The sequence below is a fragment of the Microseira sp. BLCC-F43 genome (assembly GCF_041929235.1).
GTDB lineage: Bacteria > Cyanobacteriota > Cyanobacteriia > Cyanobacteriales > Aerosakkonemataceae > Microseira.
Genome location: NZ_JBHFNP010000023.1, coordinates 1 through 19,026 on the forward strand (window position 1 = coordinate 1; position 19,026 = coordinate 19,026).

The window sequence follows — 19,026 nt, forward strand, 5'->3', positions numbered from 1 at the left end:
CCTTTGCCGATGATTTTTCCGAGAAACCCGGTTTCTTTGGCTGGCGCGAGATGAGGTCAGAAACCGGGTTTCTTGGTAGATCTCTTGCCTTTGCCGATGATTTTTCCGAGAAACCCGGTTTCTTTGCGTGGCGCAACTTACGAGAACAGGAAGGTAGTACCCGCTGAGTCGGTAACGTTTGTAGCGATATCCGCTTGAGTAAAGCCGGTGCCAGCCAGAGTGAGTAAAAGATCGCCGGTGTTAAAGCCTGCGTTTCCGGCGATGCCGTCGCCAACTCGGAAAAACGTGTTAGTAACTCCCGTAGTTGCATTGGTGACGGATCGCACATCGATGTTGGCAATACCGCTGAAGGAAAGGAAATCTCCCCCTACGCCCGTCGTGAATCCGTTAATTCTGTCTGAACCATCGCCGCTGGCGTAGTAAATCGTATCGCTGCCTACACCGCCAGTGATGGTGTCGTTGCCTGTACCGCCGACCAAAATATCATTGCCATCAGCGCCAGTCAGGATATCGTTGCCACCGCCACCCACGAGGGAATCAGCTGCAATTCCACCGTTGAGGTTATCATCGCCTTCACCGCCATCGAGGCTATCAGCACCACCTGCTCCCAGGATGGTATCGGCACCACCATTGCCAAACAGGATATCGTTACCCAATGCTCCATTCAGGCTGTTATTACCTTCGTTGCCTGTAATGCTATTGGCGAGTTCGTTGCCCGTGCCGTTGATCGCAGTGCCTAACAGCACCAGGTTTTCTAGGTTAATGCCTAAGATGTAGTCGATGCTCGAAACGACTGTATCTGTGCCTTCGTTCAGGTTTTCTGTGACGCTATCTCCGGCGCTATCAACGATGTAGGTGTCGTTGCCTATACCACCGATCATGGCATCGTTACCTGTGCCGCCATCGAGGGTATCATCCCCACCATTGCCGCTGAGGGTGTCGTTGCCATCACCACCGTTGAGTGTGTTGTTGGCTTCGTTGCCGGTGATGATGTTCGCAAGTTCGTTACCCGTGCCACCTTGGGCAGTACCGATTAAGGTGAGGTTTTCGACATTGCTACTTAAGGTGTAAGTAGAAGCACTGGACTGAACTGCGTCTGTGCCTTCGTTGGGGTTTTCTGCGATCGCATCCCCCACGCTATCAACAATATACGTGTCGTTCCCTATCCCACCAATCAGCGAATCGTTGCCAGTTCCGCCATTGAGGGTATCATTTCCACCCCCACCGCTCAGGGTATCGTTGCCATCACCGCCGTTGAGGTTGTTGTTGGCATTGTTACCAGTGATGTTGTTAGCCAGGGCGTTACCAGTGCCGCTGACGACATTGCCTAGCAGGATCAGGTTTTCGACGTTGTTGCCTAAAGTATGGGTAGCGTTAGCGCGGACTGTATCTATACCTCCGTTAGCGCTTTCGATGATGGTATCGCCAGCAGTGTAGACGTAGGTATCGTTGCCACCGCTACCGTTCATGCGGTCAGTACCTGCACCACCGTCAATGTAATCATTGCCACCACCACCGCTGAGGGTGTCGTTGCCTTCATTGCCAAACAGGTTATCGTTGGGGCTGGTATCGCCGCTGCTGTTGAGGACGTTATCGCTAGCATCTCCAATGTATAAACCAACCGAATCGACTGCGATCGCACCCGTCATAGTGGCGCCGGTAAAATTGGCGCTGGAAAAGTCGCCGTTTGACAGGTTAGCGTTAGTGAGGTTGGCATTGGTGAAATTTGCACCAATCAGAGATCCGCGAATAGCGGCACCTTCGGCATTGACTTGGGTAAAGTTTGCGCCATCAAAATCACCGCCAGCGAATATCGCTCCAGTCATGTCTGTGACTGTTACCGTACCATTGGCAGCAACAAAAGGACTAAAATTAGCGCCGCTGAAATTAAGATCTTCTGCGAACAAACTACTGAGATTCGCACCTCGAAAGCTGGCATTAGTAGCCGTTGCTGGATCGAGGGGGTTGGTATCAGTCAAACTAACGCCACTCAAATTAGCTAAATCAAAGATGGCATTTTGCAGGATAGCATCTGTGAAATTTGCCAACTGAAAATCAGCGCCCGTGGCGTTGACATTGACCAGAACTGTATCTTCTATATTCGCGTCGAAAAATATCGTATCGACTAAAGTTGCACCTGTAAAATCTGCTCCTGTGAGATTCGCCAGAGACAAATCGGCGCGAGTAAGGTTTGCCCCAGTTAAGTTAGGTCGCTCCGACTGTTCGCCGCTGATATTAGCCGATCGCAGAATGGCATCAGTCAGATTGGCATTTGATAGATTCAGGTTCAATGAGTTGATCAAAGACAGATCTGCCTGTCTCAAATCTGCGCCGCTGAGATTGAGGTCAACTGAGTTGCTCTCAGTCATATTTGCCTGTCTCAGATCTGCACCGCTGAGATTGACATTTTCTAATGTTGCCTTGAATAAATTAGCGGGGCCAAAAGCAGCATTAGGGGCGAAGATTGCTAGACGAGCATTGACACCAATCCAAACAGATTCAGAAAAGTTTGTGCCTCTAAGTTGGGTGCGAGTGCCCGCATTGTTGGGATCGAAGCGGACGTTTTCTAGTCTGGTTCCAACAAATGTAGAACCGTTGAGGTTTTGACCTCTGAAGCTATTTCCTACTAAGTTTTTTCCGTCAAAGTTTAAGGCTGGCATAAGGCAATTACTCTCAAAATAAAGGTATCAATCCCTGGTTTGTGAGGAGCTATTTAGCTGTCAATTTTTGCTCTTAAGAGAACTGGAAAATGGGACGATTGATTGGGTCAATGTTGGTGTTAACGTTGGCGGCAGTAAACGAGGTATTAACCAAAGAAATCAACAAATTACCTGTGCCAAATCCAGCGTTACCAGCAATGCCATCTCCGAGGCGGAATTCTGTTGTACCGCTGACTACACGCACATCAATTGCGGCAATGCCGCTGAAAGAAATGATGTCTCCTCCGGTGCCTCTGGTGAATCCGTTGATGATGTCGCTGCCATCTCCACTGCTGTAGCGAAATGTGTCAATATCAGCGCCGCCGTTGAGTGTATCGTTACCCAAACCGCCAACGAGGATGTCATTACCAGCATCGCCATTGAGTCGATCGTTATCAGCACCGCCAAACAGGGTATCAATACCGAAACCACCGTTAAGAACGTCATTGCCGATGCCGCCGTCAAGATAATCATTGGCATCGCGTCCGTTGAGAGTATCGTTGCCTTGATTGCCAAAGATATTATCGTTAGAGTTGGTGCCGTTAATTGTATTATTAGCCGCGGTGCCAACTGTTAAACCGATCGCACCTGTTGCAGTTGCGCCTGTAAGATCTGCACCGAAGAAAGTGGCATTAGTGAAATTAACGTTGGATAAATTGGCATTTACCAAACTGGCATTGTTGAAATCGGCATCAACTGCGATCGCGCCACTCAGAGTTGCCCCAGTAAAGTTAGCACCAGTAAAATCACCAGTTGATAAATCGCCATTCACTAAACGGGCATTAGTGAAATTTGCATTCACAGCAGAGCCGTTGATGAAGATACCTTGACCGTTAATTTGAGTCAAGTTTGCTCCATTCAAATTGCTGTCATTCAGTCTTGATCCAGTCAGGTTTGTAACGGTTACAGTGCCATTAGCAGCTACAAAGGGACTGAAGTTGGCTCCGCTGAAATTGTCATCTTCGGCGATAAATCCACTCAGATTAGCACCCCGAAAACTGGTAGCACTGATATTGGTTGGATCGGTGGGATTGGTATCTGTCAGAGTAACGTTACTCAAATTAGCCAGGTCAAAGATCGAGTTTTCCAGGGTGACATCGGTGAAGTTGGCTAGCCGAAAATCCGCCCCAGTTGCGTTCACATTGACCAAGACAATGTTTTCAATGTTCGCTGCTTGGAAATTGGCATTTATTAAGGTCGAACCTGTAAAGTCAGCAGCCTTTAAGTTAGCCAGATTAAAGTCGGCGCGGGTAAAATTAGCTCCTGTCAGATTGGGTCGATTCGACTGTTCGCCACTGAGATTGGCTTGAACTAGAACGGCATCAGTTAAATTAGCATTCGACAGGTTGATATTTAGAGTGTTAATTGCTGATAGATCGGCTTGTGTCAGATCGGCGCCACTAAAATCGACATTCTCTAATGTTGCTAAGGATAAATTGGCAGCACCAAAGCTCGCATTTGGGGCAAAGATAGCTTGACGGGCATCCACACCCATCCAAATAGATTCAGCAAAGTTAGTGCCTCTTAGTTGGGTGGGAATCCCGGCATTGTTGGGATCGAACCGGACGCTTTCCAGTCTGGCTTTGAAAAATGTGGAGCCGTTTAGGTCAAGACCTCTAAAGTCATTTCCGACTAAGTTTTGTTCTTCAAAGTTTAATGCTGGCATAATGCAATCCTTCCCAGAAATATAATACCTACGCTCGGATCAATGTAACTTCGCTGGACTAACTTATTTCCTCATTTTCCTTCTGGCTATAAAGCTGGGCATATTTATTTTTTGCCAGTCCACTTTGGATTTAAACAATCTTTACTTCAGTAAATGTACCCTCGACAAATTGCATAAGTCAACGATTGTGAGAGATTTCTCATGATTGCTTATCTTTCTTTTAAGTACTTAAGTAATTTCCGTATTAAGATAGATTGACATAGCTTTAAAATACATAAAGTCTTTGCCAGCAAAGGTTTTAGCTCGCTAGCAATCCATATTATTTATTATTTATAGCCATAAAAAAATTGTGTATAAATCTATTTTTTGTCAAAAATAGAGTCAACACGATGCCAATTTGGCAAATTTATAAAAATAATTAAACGTCTAGATCAATTCATCACCACCTCCTTAAGTTCCCCGTTCTCGACTCCGTGCTAGGAGAACTGGAAGACAGGACTGTTAGTTGGGTCAATATTGGTGCTGATGTCAGCTGAGGTAAAGGAAGTATTGGCTAAGGTTATCAACAGCGCACCCGTGCCAAAATTGCCATTGCCAGCGATACCATCTCCCACTCGGAACAAGGTGTTGCTGCCCGATTGCACAATATCAATCGCAGCAATGCCACTGAAAGAAAGGATGTCTCCCCCGATTCCGGTGAGAAATTGGTTGATCGTATCGCTGCCATGACCGCTGCTGTAGGAAATGGTATCTACAGCACCATCCACACCTAAATTAACGGTGTCATTACCAGCACCACCAATCAGGGTATCAAGACCCGAACCAGCAAATAAAATATCAGCGCCGTTACATCCATTGAGGTTGTCATTTCCAGCACCGCCGAACAAGGTGTCGCTGCCATTGTTGCCGGTAATCGTATCGCTGTCAGCGCCGCCGTAGATGACATCATCCCCATTGCCACCGAAGATGCTATTAGCGCCAGATTCTCCAAACAGCAGATCGTCGCCATTGTTCCCGCTGATGGTATCGTTGCCAGCGCCACCGTAGATAACATCATCTTCATTGCCACCGGAGATGCTATCGTTTCCTCCCAAACCATTAATGAAATCGATTTGATTAGAACCGTTCAACGTTTCTCCCAGTTCAGTGCCGACAATAGCGCCCGTATCGTTAGGTGCGATCGCGTAAGTTGTGGTACTGCCGCTAATTTCATTGGTGACGACTAATAAGGGCAAACCTGTAGGACTGTCGGCGGCGGAAATAAAGGTCAAGCCTTCAGGTCCTAAGTCCCCGGCGCTTGGTAGTTGTACGTTTTGACTGAAATCGCGGTTATTCAGATATTGGACAAATTCTGGACTAGCAGGGTTGGTGATGTCGTAGACCATCACCCCGCCGATGCGTTCCAAACCGATGAAGCCGTATGTCCGATCGCCAACTTGACCAACTACTATTGCTTCTGGTTCGGGACCTTTGTTGTCGCTGCGGTTATCGAAAGTATTGTTTTCGTGGTTGGCGTTAAAGTTGGCTGGAAATAGCTGGGCAGTAATCTGCTCGAAGTCGTCGCCGCTATCGTAAACTAAGTTACCTTGGCTATCCCAAACCGAAAACGAACGAGTCCCGTAAGCATAAAGCTGGTCGTAGTCGCCATCGCCATCCGTGTCGCCATCAATACCAGACACGCTCAAACGTCCCAGATTTTGGTCTAGTTTTAAGGTCGCACCATTGGGAAATGCCGTGGGATCGAGGGTTAAATTTCTAACACTTCTGTTTTCTGCCCGTTCGTCGCCCTCGTTGGCGGTGACGTAGTAAGTTTGACCATTGGCGCTGAAAGTAGCGATCGCATCGGGCATATACATCCCGAACACAGGCCAGGTATTAATATTGATGGCATTATCGCGATCGCTAGCATCAAATCCGTTCCCCGCTAGGCTGTGGTCTTTAAAGCCTAATGGTTGCAGTGCGGTAACTGTAGCGCTAGCAATATCAATGACGGCAACGGTATTATTTTCCTGCAATGTGACGTAAGCCGTCTGCCCATCGGGATCAACCGCAATATATTCTGGTTCAAAATCCTGTGCCGCAGTCTTACCCGGAACAATCCGCACGCCGTCTGCCCGCAGTTGAGCTTCCAAACCGTTAAAGCTGGTGAAATCTGCGGTTGCAACGTTAGCTTGAGTGAGATTGTTTACCCCACCCGACAAGTCAATAATACTAACCGAACCGTCAGGGTCTACAGTACCGGGTTCACCTTCATTGGCAACTAGCACCTTGCTGCCATCAGGAGTGAAGGTTAACATGTCCGGCAACGATCCCACCTGCACATCTTTTAAGTAAGTGCCATTGGTGTCATAGAAAACTACCTTGCCAGGATTAGTTTTATCGACCGCTTCCACAGCAACTGCAACCAAGCCATTGTTGATCGCAACACTATTAGCAACAGCGCCCAAGGAACCAACAGCAATCTGACTAATTTTTGTTGGACTTGTAGGGTCGCTCAGATCGAGAATATCAATCGTGGCGGCTTGTGCATTGACTACGAACAGCCGCTTGGATGTAGGGTCGTAAGCTGAAATTTTCGCAGCACCTTGGTTAAATATTCCAGTTGTATATTTACCAATTTCTGTGAGTTTAATTGTATTTGCCATATTGCAGTCAAATTGTCGTACAAGATGTGAAATTATTCCAAGGTGCGGAATATGGAATTAATTCCATATTCCTAAGCAAATGTCTGCTTTCGTTAGAAAATAAAGTCGGTAGCATCAACATTGCTGGCGGTGAAGTTTGCCAGGGTAATCGTATTGCCAGTCCCAAATACAGAACTGGAAATTACTGTGTTGGCAGCATTTTGAGTAACGGTCAAAGCTGCGAAGCTAGTTCCAAATGCTGTGAGGTCAATTTTGTCTGCATTATTGCCAAAAGCGTTAATGCGATCGCTACCAAAGCCAGATGTAAAGATAAAGGTGTCGTTCCCAGCGCCACCATTCATGGTATCGTTGCCAGCACCGCCGACTAGAATATCGCTGCCACTACCACCCAGCAAGCTATCACGACCAATGCCCCCATCCAGGTAATCATTACCAGCCCCACCATCGAGAGTGTCATTCCCCTGATTGCCAAAAATATTGTCATTGATCGCAGCACCAGTTAACAGATCAACCGTGCCATTCAAAGTATCGTTCCCCGAAGTACCCACCACAAGAGCTACGGCATCAACTGCGATCGCACCTGTGAGATTTGCACCTCTAAAATTGGCATTGGAGAAATTACCTTTCGACAGGTTAGCGTTAGTTAAATTGGCATTAGTGAAATTTGCACCAGTAGCGATCGCATCAGTCGTCAGCACCTCAGTCAGGTTAGCTCCTGTGAAGTTAGCATTTGTCAAATCAGCTGTGATAAAGTCAGCGCTAGTCAAATTGGCATTGCTGAAATTTGCACCCACCGCAGTTCCGTTAATGAAAACACCTTCTGCATTGGCTTGGGTAAAGTTCGCTCCACTTAAATCAGTATCATCAAATCTTGCAGCAGTGAGGTTTGTGACTGTACTACCAAAGGGGCTAAAATTAGCCCCAGTCAAAACCGCATCATCTGCAAGCAACCCACTTAAATCAGCACCACGAAAGCTAACATTACCCGTTTGACCAGGTTCGAGTGGGGCATCACTCAGAGAAACACCACTCAAATTAGCAAGGTCAAAGATAGCGTTTTGTAGAGTTAAATCTGTAAAATTTGTTTGCCGGAAGTCGGCACCTGTGGCATTGATGTTGACTAAAAGAGTCGCTTCCAGAGTTGCTCCTTGGAAGTTGGCATTCGTCAGATTTGCACCTGTAAAGTCAGCCGCTTTTAGATTCGCCAAAGATAGGTCAGCGCGGGTGAAGTTAGCACCACGAAGATTGGGACGCTCAGATTGTTCGCCGCTGAGATTGGCTTGTTGGAGAATGGCATCCGTTAGATTGGCGTTTGACAGGTTAATATCTGATGTGTTGACCAGCGTCAGGTTTGCCTGTCTCAAGTTTGCCCCACTGAGATTGACATTCTGCAATGTCGCTAGAGAAAAATTAGTTGGTGTGGGAAAGTTGGCATTAGGGGCAAAGATGGCATTTGATGCATTAACGTTGCTCAGAAATGCTTCTGAGAAGTTAGTGCCTCTGAGCAGCGTACCAACGAATTGGACATCTGTAAGGCTAGCTTTGAAAAAAGTGGAGCCATTCAAATTTTGTCCGTTAAAGTTGTTGCCAACCAGTACTTGATTGCTAAAGTCGAAAGCTGTCATGGTATTGCCCCTCGCAATTTAATTGGTTTGCAGTTCAAGAATTTAAGCAATATTTTTTACTTCCACAGCTGGCGAGCGTTCCAGTTAGTAGTAGGCGATGGCAGCGCCCTCCAGTTAGTAACTCAAGTTGCTAGTTATCTCTCGAAGAGGAGCTAATGGCTAATGGCTAATGGCTAGCGTCAGGAAAAATGCTGTATTAGCAATTAGCAGTTAGCTATTAGCAATTAGCCAGTTTATAACTAGCAACTTGCGTTAGTAGTAGGCGATGGCAGCGCCCTCAATTACGAGAACAGGAAAGTAGGACTGTTAGCAGGATCGACGTTGGTGCTGATATCTGCTTGAGTAAACGCAACACCAACCAGAGTCATTAACAATGTCCCTTGTCCAAACCCTGCGTTTCCAGCAATGCCATCGCTGACTCTGATTTGTGTATTACTACCATTAACAGTAGTAACAATCCGCACATCAAGTGCTGTAGTAATGCCGCTGAAGGAAAGGATATCTCCACCTACGCCTAGAGCAAATCCGTTAATTCTGTCTTGCCCATCGCCGCTGGCATAGCGAATCGTATCGCTGCCTGCACCGCCAGTGATGGTGTCATCGCCTATACCGCCAACCAAAATATCATTGGCATCACCACCAGTGAGAGAATCATTGCCTGCTCCACCAAAGAGCGAATCAGCGCCACCTCCACCGCTGAGGTTATCATCGCCCTCACCGCCATCGAGGGTATCTGCACCCCCTGCACCTGTGAGGGTATCGGCACCACCATTGCCAAACAGAATATCGTTACCCAATCCTCCATTCAGGCTATTATTGCCTTCGTTGCCTGTGATGGTATTGGCGATATCGTTGCCTGTGCCGTTGACAGCAGTACCTATCAGCACCAGGTTATCTAGGTTGCTGGCTAAGGTGTAGTCGATGCTGGAAAGGACTGTATCGGTGCCTTCGTTCAGGTTTTCAGTAATAATATCCCCGGCGCTATCGATGATGTAGGTATCGTTGCCCAAACCACCAATTAGGGCATCATTCCCTGCGCCGCCATCGAGGGTATTGTCTGAAGCGTTACCTGTAATGGTGTTATCCAGCTCGTTACCCGTACCATTTTGGGCAGTGCCAATCAATGTCAGGTTTTCCAGATTGCTGCCTAAAGTGTAGGTGGAAAGGCTAGAGCGCACCGTATCAATGCCTTCATTGGCATTTTCCGTGATGCTATCTCCACTATCAATGATGTAGGTGTCGTTGCCTAAACCACCAATCAGAGCATCATTGCCTGCGCCGCCATCGAGGGTATCATCCCCCCCATTACCAATCAGAGTATCGTTGCCGCCAGCTCCTGAGAGACTATTGTTACTGTCGTTGCCTGTGATGACGTTGGCAACTCCATTACCTGTGCCATTTTGGGCAGTGCCAATCAAGGTGAGGTTTTCTAGATTCGCACCCAGGGTATAACTTGCAGCGCTAGAACGGACTGTATCGGTGCCTTCGTTTGCGTTTTCGACAACGATATCCCCAGTGCTATCGACAATATAGGTGTCGTTGCCTGCTCCACCGCTCATCGAGTCGTTGCCGGTGCCGCCATCGAGGGTATCATCACCAGCACCGCCACTCAGAGTATCGTTGCCTGCTTCTCCCTTGAGATGGTTGTTGCTCGCATTACCTGTTATCGTATTGGCGAGATCGTTGCCAATGCCTTCTATAGCTGTACCTGTGAGAGTCAGTCTTTCTACATGGCTGCTTAAGGTGTAGGAAGACGCAGTAGACTGCACAGTGTCGGTGCCTTGACTGGCAACTTCAAGAATTACGTCGTCAGAACTATTGACCGTGTAGGTGTCGTTACCCGCTCCACCTTTCATCGTGTCATTGCCTGCGCCGCCGTTGAGAGTATCATTACCAGCGCCGCCGTCGAGATAATCATCTCCTCCAAGTCCGTTGAGGTTGTCGCTGCCCTCAAAGCCGAAGATGTTATCTTTCCCACTTGTGCCGTTGAGGGTGTTATTACCGCTATCCCCACGAATTAGACCAACGGTATCAACAAGGTTCGCACCTGTGAGATCGGCATTTACTAACGTGGCGTTGGTGAAGTTGACTTTCGATAGGTCAGCATTATTCAACTTGGCGTTGGTGAAATTGGCACCAATGGCAATGCCATCAACTAATTTCACTCCCGTTAAGTCAGCACCTGTGAAGTTGGCGCTAGAAAAGTCGCCTTTTGATAGGTCACCGTTAACCAGACGAGCATTGGTGAAATTCGCACCAATGACAGTCCCATTCAAGAATATGCCTTCTGCGTTGGCTTGGGTGAAGTTGGCTCCACTTAAATCGGTATCAGCAAATTTAGCGCCAGCGAGCTTTGTTGCGGTAACGGCGCCATTGGTAGCGACAAAGGCACTAAAATCAGCTCCCGTCAAAACAGCATCATCTGCGAAAAAGTTGGTTAAATCGGCACCGCGAAATCTGAGATTTCCCGTCTGTCCTGGTTCGAGTGGTGCGTCGCTCAACTGGACATTACTGAAATTAGCTAAATCAAATATCGAGTTTTGCAGCGTAATATCGGTTAATTTTGCCAACCGGAAATCAGCGCCCGTCGCATCCACGTTGACTACAAGCGTAGCTTCCATGTCAGCTTCTTCAAACTTGGCATTCCGCAGAATGCTACCTGTAAAATCAGCTGCTTTCAGCTTCGCTTTGTAGAAATCAGCTCCGGTAAAGTTGGCTCCAGCAAGATTGGGTCGCTCCGACTGTTCGCCACTCAGATTCGCTTCTCGCAAATTGGCGTTGGTCAGGTTGGCGTTTGATAGATTGATTTCTTTTGTGTTAACTAATGATAGATTTGCTCCGGTTAGGTTTGCCCCCTGGAAATTGACAAACTCTAAGGTTGCTTTAAACAAACTAGCTGGCGCAAAATTGCTATTCGCTGCGAACACAGCTTCCGCTGCATTCACATTGCTCATAAATGCTTCTTCAAAGTTGGTGCCTCTTAGTAGCGTATTGACGAATTGGACACCATAGAGCTGAGCTTTGAAAAAGGTCGAGCCATTCAGGTTTTGACCGTTAAAGTTATTTCCTGTGAGTAATTGGTTGCTAAAGTTTAGGGCTGCCACTGCAAATAATCTCCTATCACGTCTACAAAAAACATGCAAAAACTTATATCAAGCAAACAGCTTAGCTTTAAATAAATCGGCTCGCGTCAAGTTAGCCCCAGTCAGGTTGAGTCCCTCAGATTGTTCGCCACTAAGATTGGCTTCTTGCCTACTTGCATCGCTCAAGTTGACGTTTGACAGATTGATTTCTGCTGTCTAGATGCAAATTTAAAAAGATGCAAAAAAATTGACCAAAGTTACTTCAAGGCTATATTTTCGCCTAACTTTTACGATAGGCTATCGCCTGAAATAAAACCCGTTGCCTTGGTTTAGGAAATATAAAATTCCCTATTTTGCTGTTATAAAACTGGTTTTACCCTCCCACTATTCCAGTGATGCCACAACGCTTTTCACTGCATCTATGCTATTGCCACTTACTTTGCATTGTCAAGACTTTTATGAGATTTTTTTCATTAATTTTTGATTACTATTTCACTTCAAATTTCTTTGATATCCAAAAATTAATAGAACGCCAAACACATTGATTTAAGATGGTTTTGACGTGATTATTTAATCTTTATTTATCCAGCTTTAATGGTATTTCAAACAGCTAAAACCAAAATTTCCCGGGATGATATTGCGTGAAATCTAACCCGGTACATCGAGCTAGGAAGTCTCAAATTTATTGACAGCCAAGATGGCTGCACTCAAGCTGGTTTGCTCTGCATCTGATTAGATCAATTAATCAAGGCATCAACTTTTTTAATTATCTATATTAAATTTTAATAAATTGCATATGTCAAGGATTATGAGAATTTTCTCATAGTTGTATAACCCAGCTATAAATCCTAAGTTAAATAACATTAAAAAGCACAAAAATGGGGATGGACACTACCTTTTGGCGCGCCCTTAATCCCCATGATAGGTGTTATTTTTTAATTGCTCGCTGAAATATAAGCCCCTAATTTTTCAAAAAATATAGAGGCAAACCGAAGGAAAACAGGACTGACGCAAGCGCGTTGCCAGAAACAAAGGTGAAGACCGTCGTTCGCGAAGCGTCGGGTATGCATATCTCTGGTGGCCAAACCAACGATTTTTCGGCTCGCCCTTTGTTTCTTTGCCAAAGTCCTGGAAAAAATCCGCAGCATTTTTTCGCAATAACTTGGATGGCGAATCTTGCTCCAGTTACTTCAAGGAATTAGTTTCGCCAAAGTTTTGCGCGAGGCGCATAAAATGCGACTCGTGGCATACTGTTGTCATAGCCAGGCTTAGAGTGACATAGATGTGTAAATCTATAACACACTAATCCAACCTAGCTGTGTTGCCAATTTGGCAAATTTTTACAACAAATTACCTCAAGGTGTAATTTGTCAAGTTCTAGTTCTCCAAACGAAGATTTTTACCAGAAACCGGGAATATTAGGGTAAGCCCTAGATCTAACTTGGTATTGGTCGCTTCTTGCTCGCTAAACTTGACTCCTATCTAGATTTTGCCGACTGAACTTTCCCAGAAGGGTTTCCACCTCAAAATAATTTTAAGGTGAATGAAAATTAGTGGATTATTATGGTAAATTCCAACCCCAGGGAAACTTTTGCCCGCTCAGCTTTCTATGTACGCTTACGAGTTTTTCATCATAAGAGTAATATCCAGCTTTTATCATTTTTGATAATTTAAGCTTTCAAACATAACTTGTCAAGTAAAAAATTGCCAAAATTGCCAACTTCCTACTTTTCCTACTTTTCCCACTTTTCCCACTTTTCCCACTTTTCCTACTTTTCCTACTTTTGGTACTTTTCCACCTAACCCAAGTTGTGCGATCGCTCTACCAAAATTGGTTGATTTCGTGGTTTTAGTTGTAAAAGTCACAAATTTTTCTGCGTGTTGCTGCAAGCTAATTAATACCAAGTTGCGCCTCAGAATAGTAGAAGTGTGCTGCGCTTTTTTCTATTTTCTTTTTGTCCCTTATATACAATATCTTAGAATTAACTTGCTAGAGCGAGCGATAAAATTATTTGATTTTATGGCGTTAGCAACAAAATATAGTAGTAACTAAGACTCAATATTAGCCAAAGAAAAATAAACAGATGACAAGCGGCTGTATCAATTTCTACGGAACTGGGGCAAGAAATGCGGTATGGTCTTGTCAGAGCAGAATGTAAACCAGGATACAAAACCATGCGCGTCGAGCAGTTGCAGGCATTCCTAGCGATCGCTGAAACTGGCAGCTTTCAGAAAGCAGCGCGATTTTGCGGCGTCACACAATCGACGATTAGTAGGCAGATCCAGTCGCTAGAAGCAGATCTGGGATTGCCGCTATTTCATCGCAGCGCGCAAGCAAAGCTAACCCTGGCGGGGGAAAGGTTTTTGCCCCGCGCGCGGAAAATATGTCAGGAGTGGGAGAATGCGACGCAGGAATTAGCAGAGTTATTGGCAGGGAAACAACCAGAACTGTGCATTGCAGCAATTGCATCGGTTTGCGCCCATCACTTACCGCCAGTGTTGCACCAGTTTTGTAAAGATTACCCGGATGTACAATTAAGAGTGACTTCCTTGGGAAGCGATCGGGCGTTGAAAGTCCTCAAAGATGGATTGGTGGATCTGGCAATTGTGATGAACAACCGTTTTTTAACCGCCAGTCCAGAAATGGTGGTAGACATTTTGTTCAACGAACCCGTGCAAGTATTGATGGCAGCGAACCATCCCCTCAGTCAGTACGAACAAGTACCTTGGTCGGAAATCACCCGTTACCCACAAGTTGTATTTAAGGATGGCTACGGGATGCAACGCTTGGTACAAGAGCAATTTCACCGACAAGGGGCAAAGCTGCACGCGGTGTTGGAACTCAATACCCTCGATGCATTCCGGGGTATCGTGCGGGAAGGAGATGCGATCGCTTTGTTACCCGAATCAGCGGTATTCGATGCGCGTTACGATCCAACTTTAGCAGTGCGCCCGACGGGGGAACCCAGCTTGAGGCGTCAAGTAGTGTTGGTGACGACAAGCGATCGGATCTCCATTCCCCCGATTAAACACTTCCGCCAGCTAGTCCACCAGATGCTAGGTATTCAGTCAGAATCAGAAAAGCATGTTTTGCTAATGGCTAATAGCTAATGGCTAATAGCTAATGGCTAATGGTTCAATGAATAGAGCTAGCGATCGGCAATTAGCAATCAGCAATCAGCAATTAGCAATTAGCAATGAGCAAAGAATTTAGAGAACTGGTCAAAAAAATCGGCAGCGGTTCCCACACGGGGGAAGATCTGACTCGTGAAGAAGCAGCAGCAGCAACTAGGATGATGCTGGAACAAGTTGCAACTCCGGCGCAAATAGGGGCGTTTATGATTGCCCATCGCATCAAGCGCCCCACCGGAGAAGAATTAGCGGGAATGCTGGATGCTTATAATGAATTGGGGCCAAAATTGCAACCGAGTTCGCGCCACGAGTACCCGGTAACAATTTTGGGCATTCCTTACGACGGGCGATCGCGCACTGCACCCATCAGTCCGCTAACTGCGTTGATTTTAACCGCTGCGGGGGTGCCAGTAATCTTGCATGGAGGCGATCGCTTACCGACTAAATACGGCGTCCCCTTGGTGGAAATTTGGCAAGGTTTGGGCGTGGACTGGACTCACAATTCCTTAGAGCAAACCCAGTCGGTGTTTGAAACAACGGGATTGGGATTTGTTTATTTACCTCGCCATTTCCCCCAAGCGCAAAGTATATTTACTTATCGCGACGAAATTGGTAAGCGTCCGCCTTTTGCGACGATGGAGTTAATTTGGTGTCCCTGTGCTGGGGAGGCGCGTTTGATTTCTGGGTACGTGCATCCGCCGACAGAAAAGATGTTCCAAGATGCGATCGCCATGCGGGGAACTCCCAGGTATTTAACCAGTATTAAGGGATTGGAAGGTAGCTGCGATTTACCGCGAGATCGCACTGCTATTATCGGTATTGTTAAACCCGACGCGGAGTTTGAACGGTTACTTTTAGCCCACGGCGACTACGGTTTTAGCAACATAAATCCTCCCTTGGAACCGACGGAAACTTTGGTAAAACAAATCCAATCGGTATTGGAAGGCGAAGCTTCAGAACTGATGCAATCTGCGCTTTGGAATGGGGGATTTTATCTGTGGCATTGCGGCGTCACTCCCGATATGAATTCTGGTATTGCTGAGGCTAAAACCCTGCTGAATAGCGGACATGCGGCTAAAAAACTCCAGGAAATTCGCGCAGCTGTAGCATCACATCAAGCAGTGATGAGTTATTGAGCGAACGCTATATAGTGGTGGCGGTGCGTTACACTGGGTTAACGCACCCTACATTTAGGATATTTAAGTAAATCCTGTTTTAGTTACTAGCGTTGATGGAAAAACCGAAAAAGAGCAAATTGTTTACTAAGTTAAACCCAGAACCTCGACTTCTGTTGTGAAGTCGGGGTTCTATTTTGGTGATTAAACTTAAAAATAACGCTACAATAACTGATATCATGTCCGGGTGCATCGGCATCGCTCCCTCTGGGGGTTTATTCAGACAATTAGCTTGGGATCAAAGGTTTTTGGTAAAACCCACCCCTACAACACTATTAAATATGCTCCTCCGATACAAACGGATATCATATGATATCAAGTCCGGGTGCATCCATATCGTATATTTTCTCCCGTGTAGGGGCGTGTTTTACCAATCATCTTTGCTAGCAACAGATAACTAAAATGGCTACCAATCTAAGATAAGATAGGACATCCTTCCCCTTTTCCCCTTTTCCCCTTTTCCCCTTTCCCCCTTTCCCCCTTTGCACGTGAATATATCTGACAACCGTAAACTGAACACATTTTCCCTAGCTGTCTTACTGGTATCAGGACATTATGGCTTGGGATTTTTACTAGGATCTGCTGAGAAAACATTTACTTTGGGCGCTGCTGGCAGCCTCTACGCCGTCTCCGTTGGTTTGGGCACAATAGCTGTTTTGGTACTGGCGAAGTTTTACTGGAATAAGGTAGAGCAAATCTGGACATTGCTGGGAAACCGCTACGGCAGCCAAGTTAAAATCCTAGTCGGGTTGATTTCCTGGTCATCCTTGATTGGGATCGAAGCTGTCCAGATTATTGCTGGAGCTTTCATTCTCAAGGTTTTAGGCGTACCAGTCCTGCCCAGCATGGTAGGTTTGACCATATTGTTGATGACGATTTCCTTGCTGCCGGTGGAGAAAGCTAGCTGGGTATTTCAGGCATTGCTAGGATTCAATATCTTGGCTCTGCTTTACGGACTGTGGGTGTTGCATGGGTTACCTTATTATTTGCGATCGCCCCTGGAATTTATTCCCTCACTAGAACAAGTCAGTCCCTGGAACTTAATTGGCATCTCCGTGTCCACAATTCTGCGGGTACTCATAGATATGAAGCAGCAGCAATTTATGGTGCAGGCAAAGGATGTAGAGAGTCTTTATAAAGGCTGTTTTTTGGGGGGATTTTTGCTGGTGTTGCTCGCTTTGTTGTCCTCAGCAGTGGTGGTAGCAGCTCAAGCAGCGGGAATTTTGCCTAATGGTATCGATGGTAAAGAGACAATCCCTTTTATATTGTCCTGGATTGGCGGCGGGCCTCACCAACCATTGGGTATTTTCCTGATAATTTCTTTAGTGGTTCCGGCGTTGAGTGCTGGCAGTAACATATTGCGAATCCAAACCAAAACTATCTTGGACTTTAATATTCTTCCAGCTTCCAACAATAATCGGCTGCTTGTTGCTGCGGTAAACGCGATCTTGGGGCTAGGAATTGCCTTGAAGGGCGGCTCGATCGTCAATTTGATTGTGTCTTTTTATGCAGTCTATGTCGCATCAGTCTTCCTTCCCTTTATCGTCTATTTGCTGGCTGAAAAAGGACTCTATAAGTTCGGCGAATCGAGCGTGAGGCTGTCTTTAATTATGAGCGGTGTGTCCGCCGTAGCTGTGCTGATTTTAAATCTCAGTCTGCCGAATGTAGTACTTTTTGGCAGCGTCGAGTTGAGCATTATGATAATAGGAATTGGATTTGGGGTGTTAGGTTTGTTGGGGCGTCATGCGATGGAGAAAAATTTACCCACATCTGAGGTAGGAGAAGAAATTTGAACCCATACCAACTCGAATCTCAAAGCTCAAAACAATTTCTCTCCGCTGTTATCCTTGCTGGCGGTAAAAGTTCTCGGATGGGGCAAGATAAAGCCCTGATTCCTTGGGATGGCATTCCTTTACTTCAGAGGGTTTGTCAAGTCGCCTGCCAATGCTGCCAGCAAGTTTACATTCTCACCCCTTGGCCTGAACGATATCAAGAGATTTTGCATAATTTTAATTATCAATTTCTGGTAGAATCAAATCCAGGACAAGGGCCGCTGGTTGCCCTCGCTCAAGCTTTAGCAGAAGTTCCTAGTGAGTGGGTTTTACTTTTAGCCTGCGATCTGCCTTTATTGCAGGTAGAAATTATGCGAGATTGGGCGGAACGGTTAAATAATATACCTGATTCTATTTTAGCCACTGTGCCGCAGCAGGAAAATTTTTGGCAACCTACTTGTGGGTTTTATCGCCGCGAAGCTTTACCGGAATTACAGAAATTTATTCAACAAGGGGGGCGATCGTTTCAAACTTGGCTAAAGCAAATACCCGTACAGCCTATTTCCGTAAATTCGCTGCCGAGTGATATGCTATTTAATTGCAATACACCGATAGATTTGAAAAAAAGCAGTTCTGAGAATGGGTAAAAAGCGATCGCTTATATCTAACTGAGATTGAATCCGAATTTAGGGATGAGCCAAACATGACGGACAGAGGAAACAAATCTGACCGTTAACTGTTAACTAGATAAGTTAGAGCAATTGCTGACTCAACCCTATTTTGTCCGATCCTAAAGCCGCGACTTTTACGCGGTCTTATTCCCTAGCTTCACTCAATTGGTGAGATTACCAACAAGGTACGCAGGGCATGGGGTATGGGTGACATCCGTAACCTTTGGTCTTGGTCTTTTTGGTTTTGCAAGGATTGAATTTGGAAGGTTTGAATTTGGTATTTTTTGTCTTGGTACCACAAGGAGGAGGATTATATCCGCCACCACCGCAAATCATATTGGCTGGATTCTTATCCAGGTCATTCAGAAAGGTTTCTTTGTCTGATAACAATTCAAAGCCAGCATCCAAATCGGAAATTTTTAGGCTAGTCATGAGAATTTTTCCTCAACGATTGTAGTGAAGATGAACTAAGTCGGGCTGTAGTTTCCTACAGCGTCCCCGATGGAATTGAAAACCAGTGTTAACCTTCGATTAACCCTGCTTTAACCTCAATATAAA

General features: G+C 45.9%; 12 protein-coding genes. 4 read left to right on the top strand and 8 right to left on the bottom strand.

Translation table 11 applies throughout. The annotated features are described in order from the left end of the window. Nucleotides 1-137: 137 nt before the first annotated feature. The 7 genes from ACE1CM_RS03195 to ACE1CM_RS03225 all read right to left on the bottom strand — a co-directional run bounded on the left by ACE1CM_RS03195 (nucleotide 138) and on the right by ACE1CM_RS03225 (nucleotide 13,584). Nucleotides 138-2,660: a pentapeptide repeat-containing protein gene (locus ACE1CM_RS03195; RefSeq protein WP_374875962.1), complete on the bottom strand. Its 2,523-nt coding sequence runs from the start codon at nucleotides 2,658-2,660 to the stop codon at nucleotides 138-140. A 73-nt stretch (nucleotides 2,661-2,733) separates the two neighbouring features. Then, entirely contained in the window at nucleotides 2,734-4,365 is a 1,632-nt protein-coding gene (locus ACE1CM_RS03200; protein ID WP_374875963.1) for a pentapeptide repeat-containing protein, read from the bottom strand. 476 nt (nucleotides 4,366-4,841) lie between these two features. Next, entirely contained in the window at nucleotides 4,842-7,010 is a 2,169-nt protein-coding gene (locus ACE1CM_RS03205; RefSeq protein WP_374875964.1) for a choice-of-anchor I family protein, read from the bottom strand. A 92-nt stretch (nucleotides 7,011-7,102) separates the two neighbouring features. Then, entirely contained in the window at nucleotides 7,103-8,635 is a 1,533-nt protein-coding gene (locus tag ACE1CM_RS03210; RefSeq protein WP_374875965.1) for a pentapeptide repeat-containing protein, read from the bottom strand. 281 nt (nucleotides 8,636-8,916) lie between these two features. Continuing rightward, nucleotides 8,917-11,739, bottom strand: coding sequence for a pentapeptide repeat-containing protein (locus tag ACE1CM_RS03215; RefSeq protein WP_374875966.1), 2,823 nt, complete (start codon nucleotides 11,737-11,739; stop codon nucleotides 8,917-8,919). Nucleotides 11,740-11,787: 48 nt separating this feature from the next. Further along, complete coding sequence (locus tag ACE1CM_RS03220) at nucleotides 11,788-11,925, bottom strand: pentapeptide repeat-containing protein (RefSeq protein WP_374876008.1); 138 nt, start codon at nucleotides 11,923-11,925, stop codon at nucleotides 11,788-11,790. Nucleotides 11,926-13,410: 1,485 nt separating this feature from the next. Then, on the bottom strand, nucleotides 13,411-13,584 hold the full coding sequence (locus ACE1CM_RS03225) for a hypothetical protein (RefSeq protein ID WP_374875967.1): 174 nt from the start codon (nucleotides 13,582-13,584) through the stop codon (nucleotides 13,411-13,413). A 309-nt stretch (nucleotides 13,585-13,893) separates the two neighbouring features. On the opposite strand from ACE1CM_RS03225, the gene ACE1CM_RS03230 reads away from it, so the two are divergent. The 4 genes from ACE1CM_RS03230 (at nucleotide 13,894) to ACE1CM_RS03245 (ending at nucleotide 18,444) form a co-directional block, all read left to right on the top strand. Next, nucleotides 13,894-14,829, top strand: a complete 936-nt coding sequence (locus ACE1CM_RS03230) for a LysR family transcriptional regulator (RefSeq protein ID WP_374875968.1) — start codon at nucleotides 13,894-13,896, stop codon at nucleotides 14,827-14,829. 86 nt (nucleotides 14,830-14,915) lie between these two features. Beyond that, on the top strand, nucleotides 14,916-15,986 hold the full coding sequence (locus ACE1CM_RS03235; protein ID WP_374875969.1) for an anthranilate phosphoribosyltransferase family protein: 1,071 nt from the start codon (nucleotides 14,916-14,918) through the stop codon (nucleotides 15,984-15,986). A gap of 527 nt (nucleotides 15,987-16,513) precedes the next feature. Next, nucleotides 16,514-17,818: a hypothetical protein gene (locus ACE1CM_RS03240; RefSeq protein WP_374875970.1), complete on the top strand. Its 1,305-nt coding sequence runs from the start codon at nucleotides 16,514-16,516 to the stop codon at nucleotides 17,816-17,818. Next, nucleotides 17,815-18,444, top strand: coding sequence for a molybdenum cofactor guanylyltransferase (locus ACE1CM_RS03245; protein ID WP_374875971.1), 630 nt, complete (start codon nucleotides 17,815-17,817; stop codon nucleotides 18,442-18,444). The genes ACE1CM_RS03240 and ACE1CM_RS03245 overlap by 4 nt, the downstream gene beginning before the upstream one ends. A gap of 198 nt (nucleotides 18,445-18,642) precedes the next feature. On the opposite strand, the gene ACE1CM_RS03250 is transcribed toward ACE1CM_RS03245, so the two are convergent. Beyond that, nucleotides 18,643-18,900, bottom strand: coding sequence for a hypothetical protein (locus tag ACE1CM_RS03250; RefSeq protein WP_374875972.1), 258 nt, complete (start codon nucleotides 18,898-18,900; stop codon nucleotides 18,643-18,645). Nucleotides 18,901-19,026: the final 126 nt, after the last annotated feature.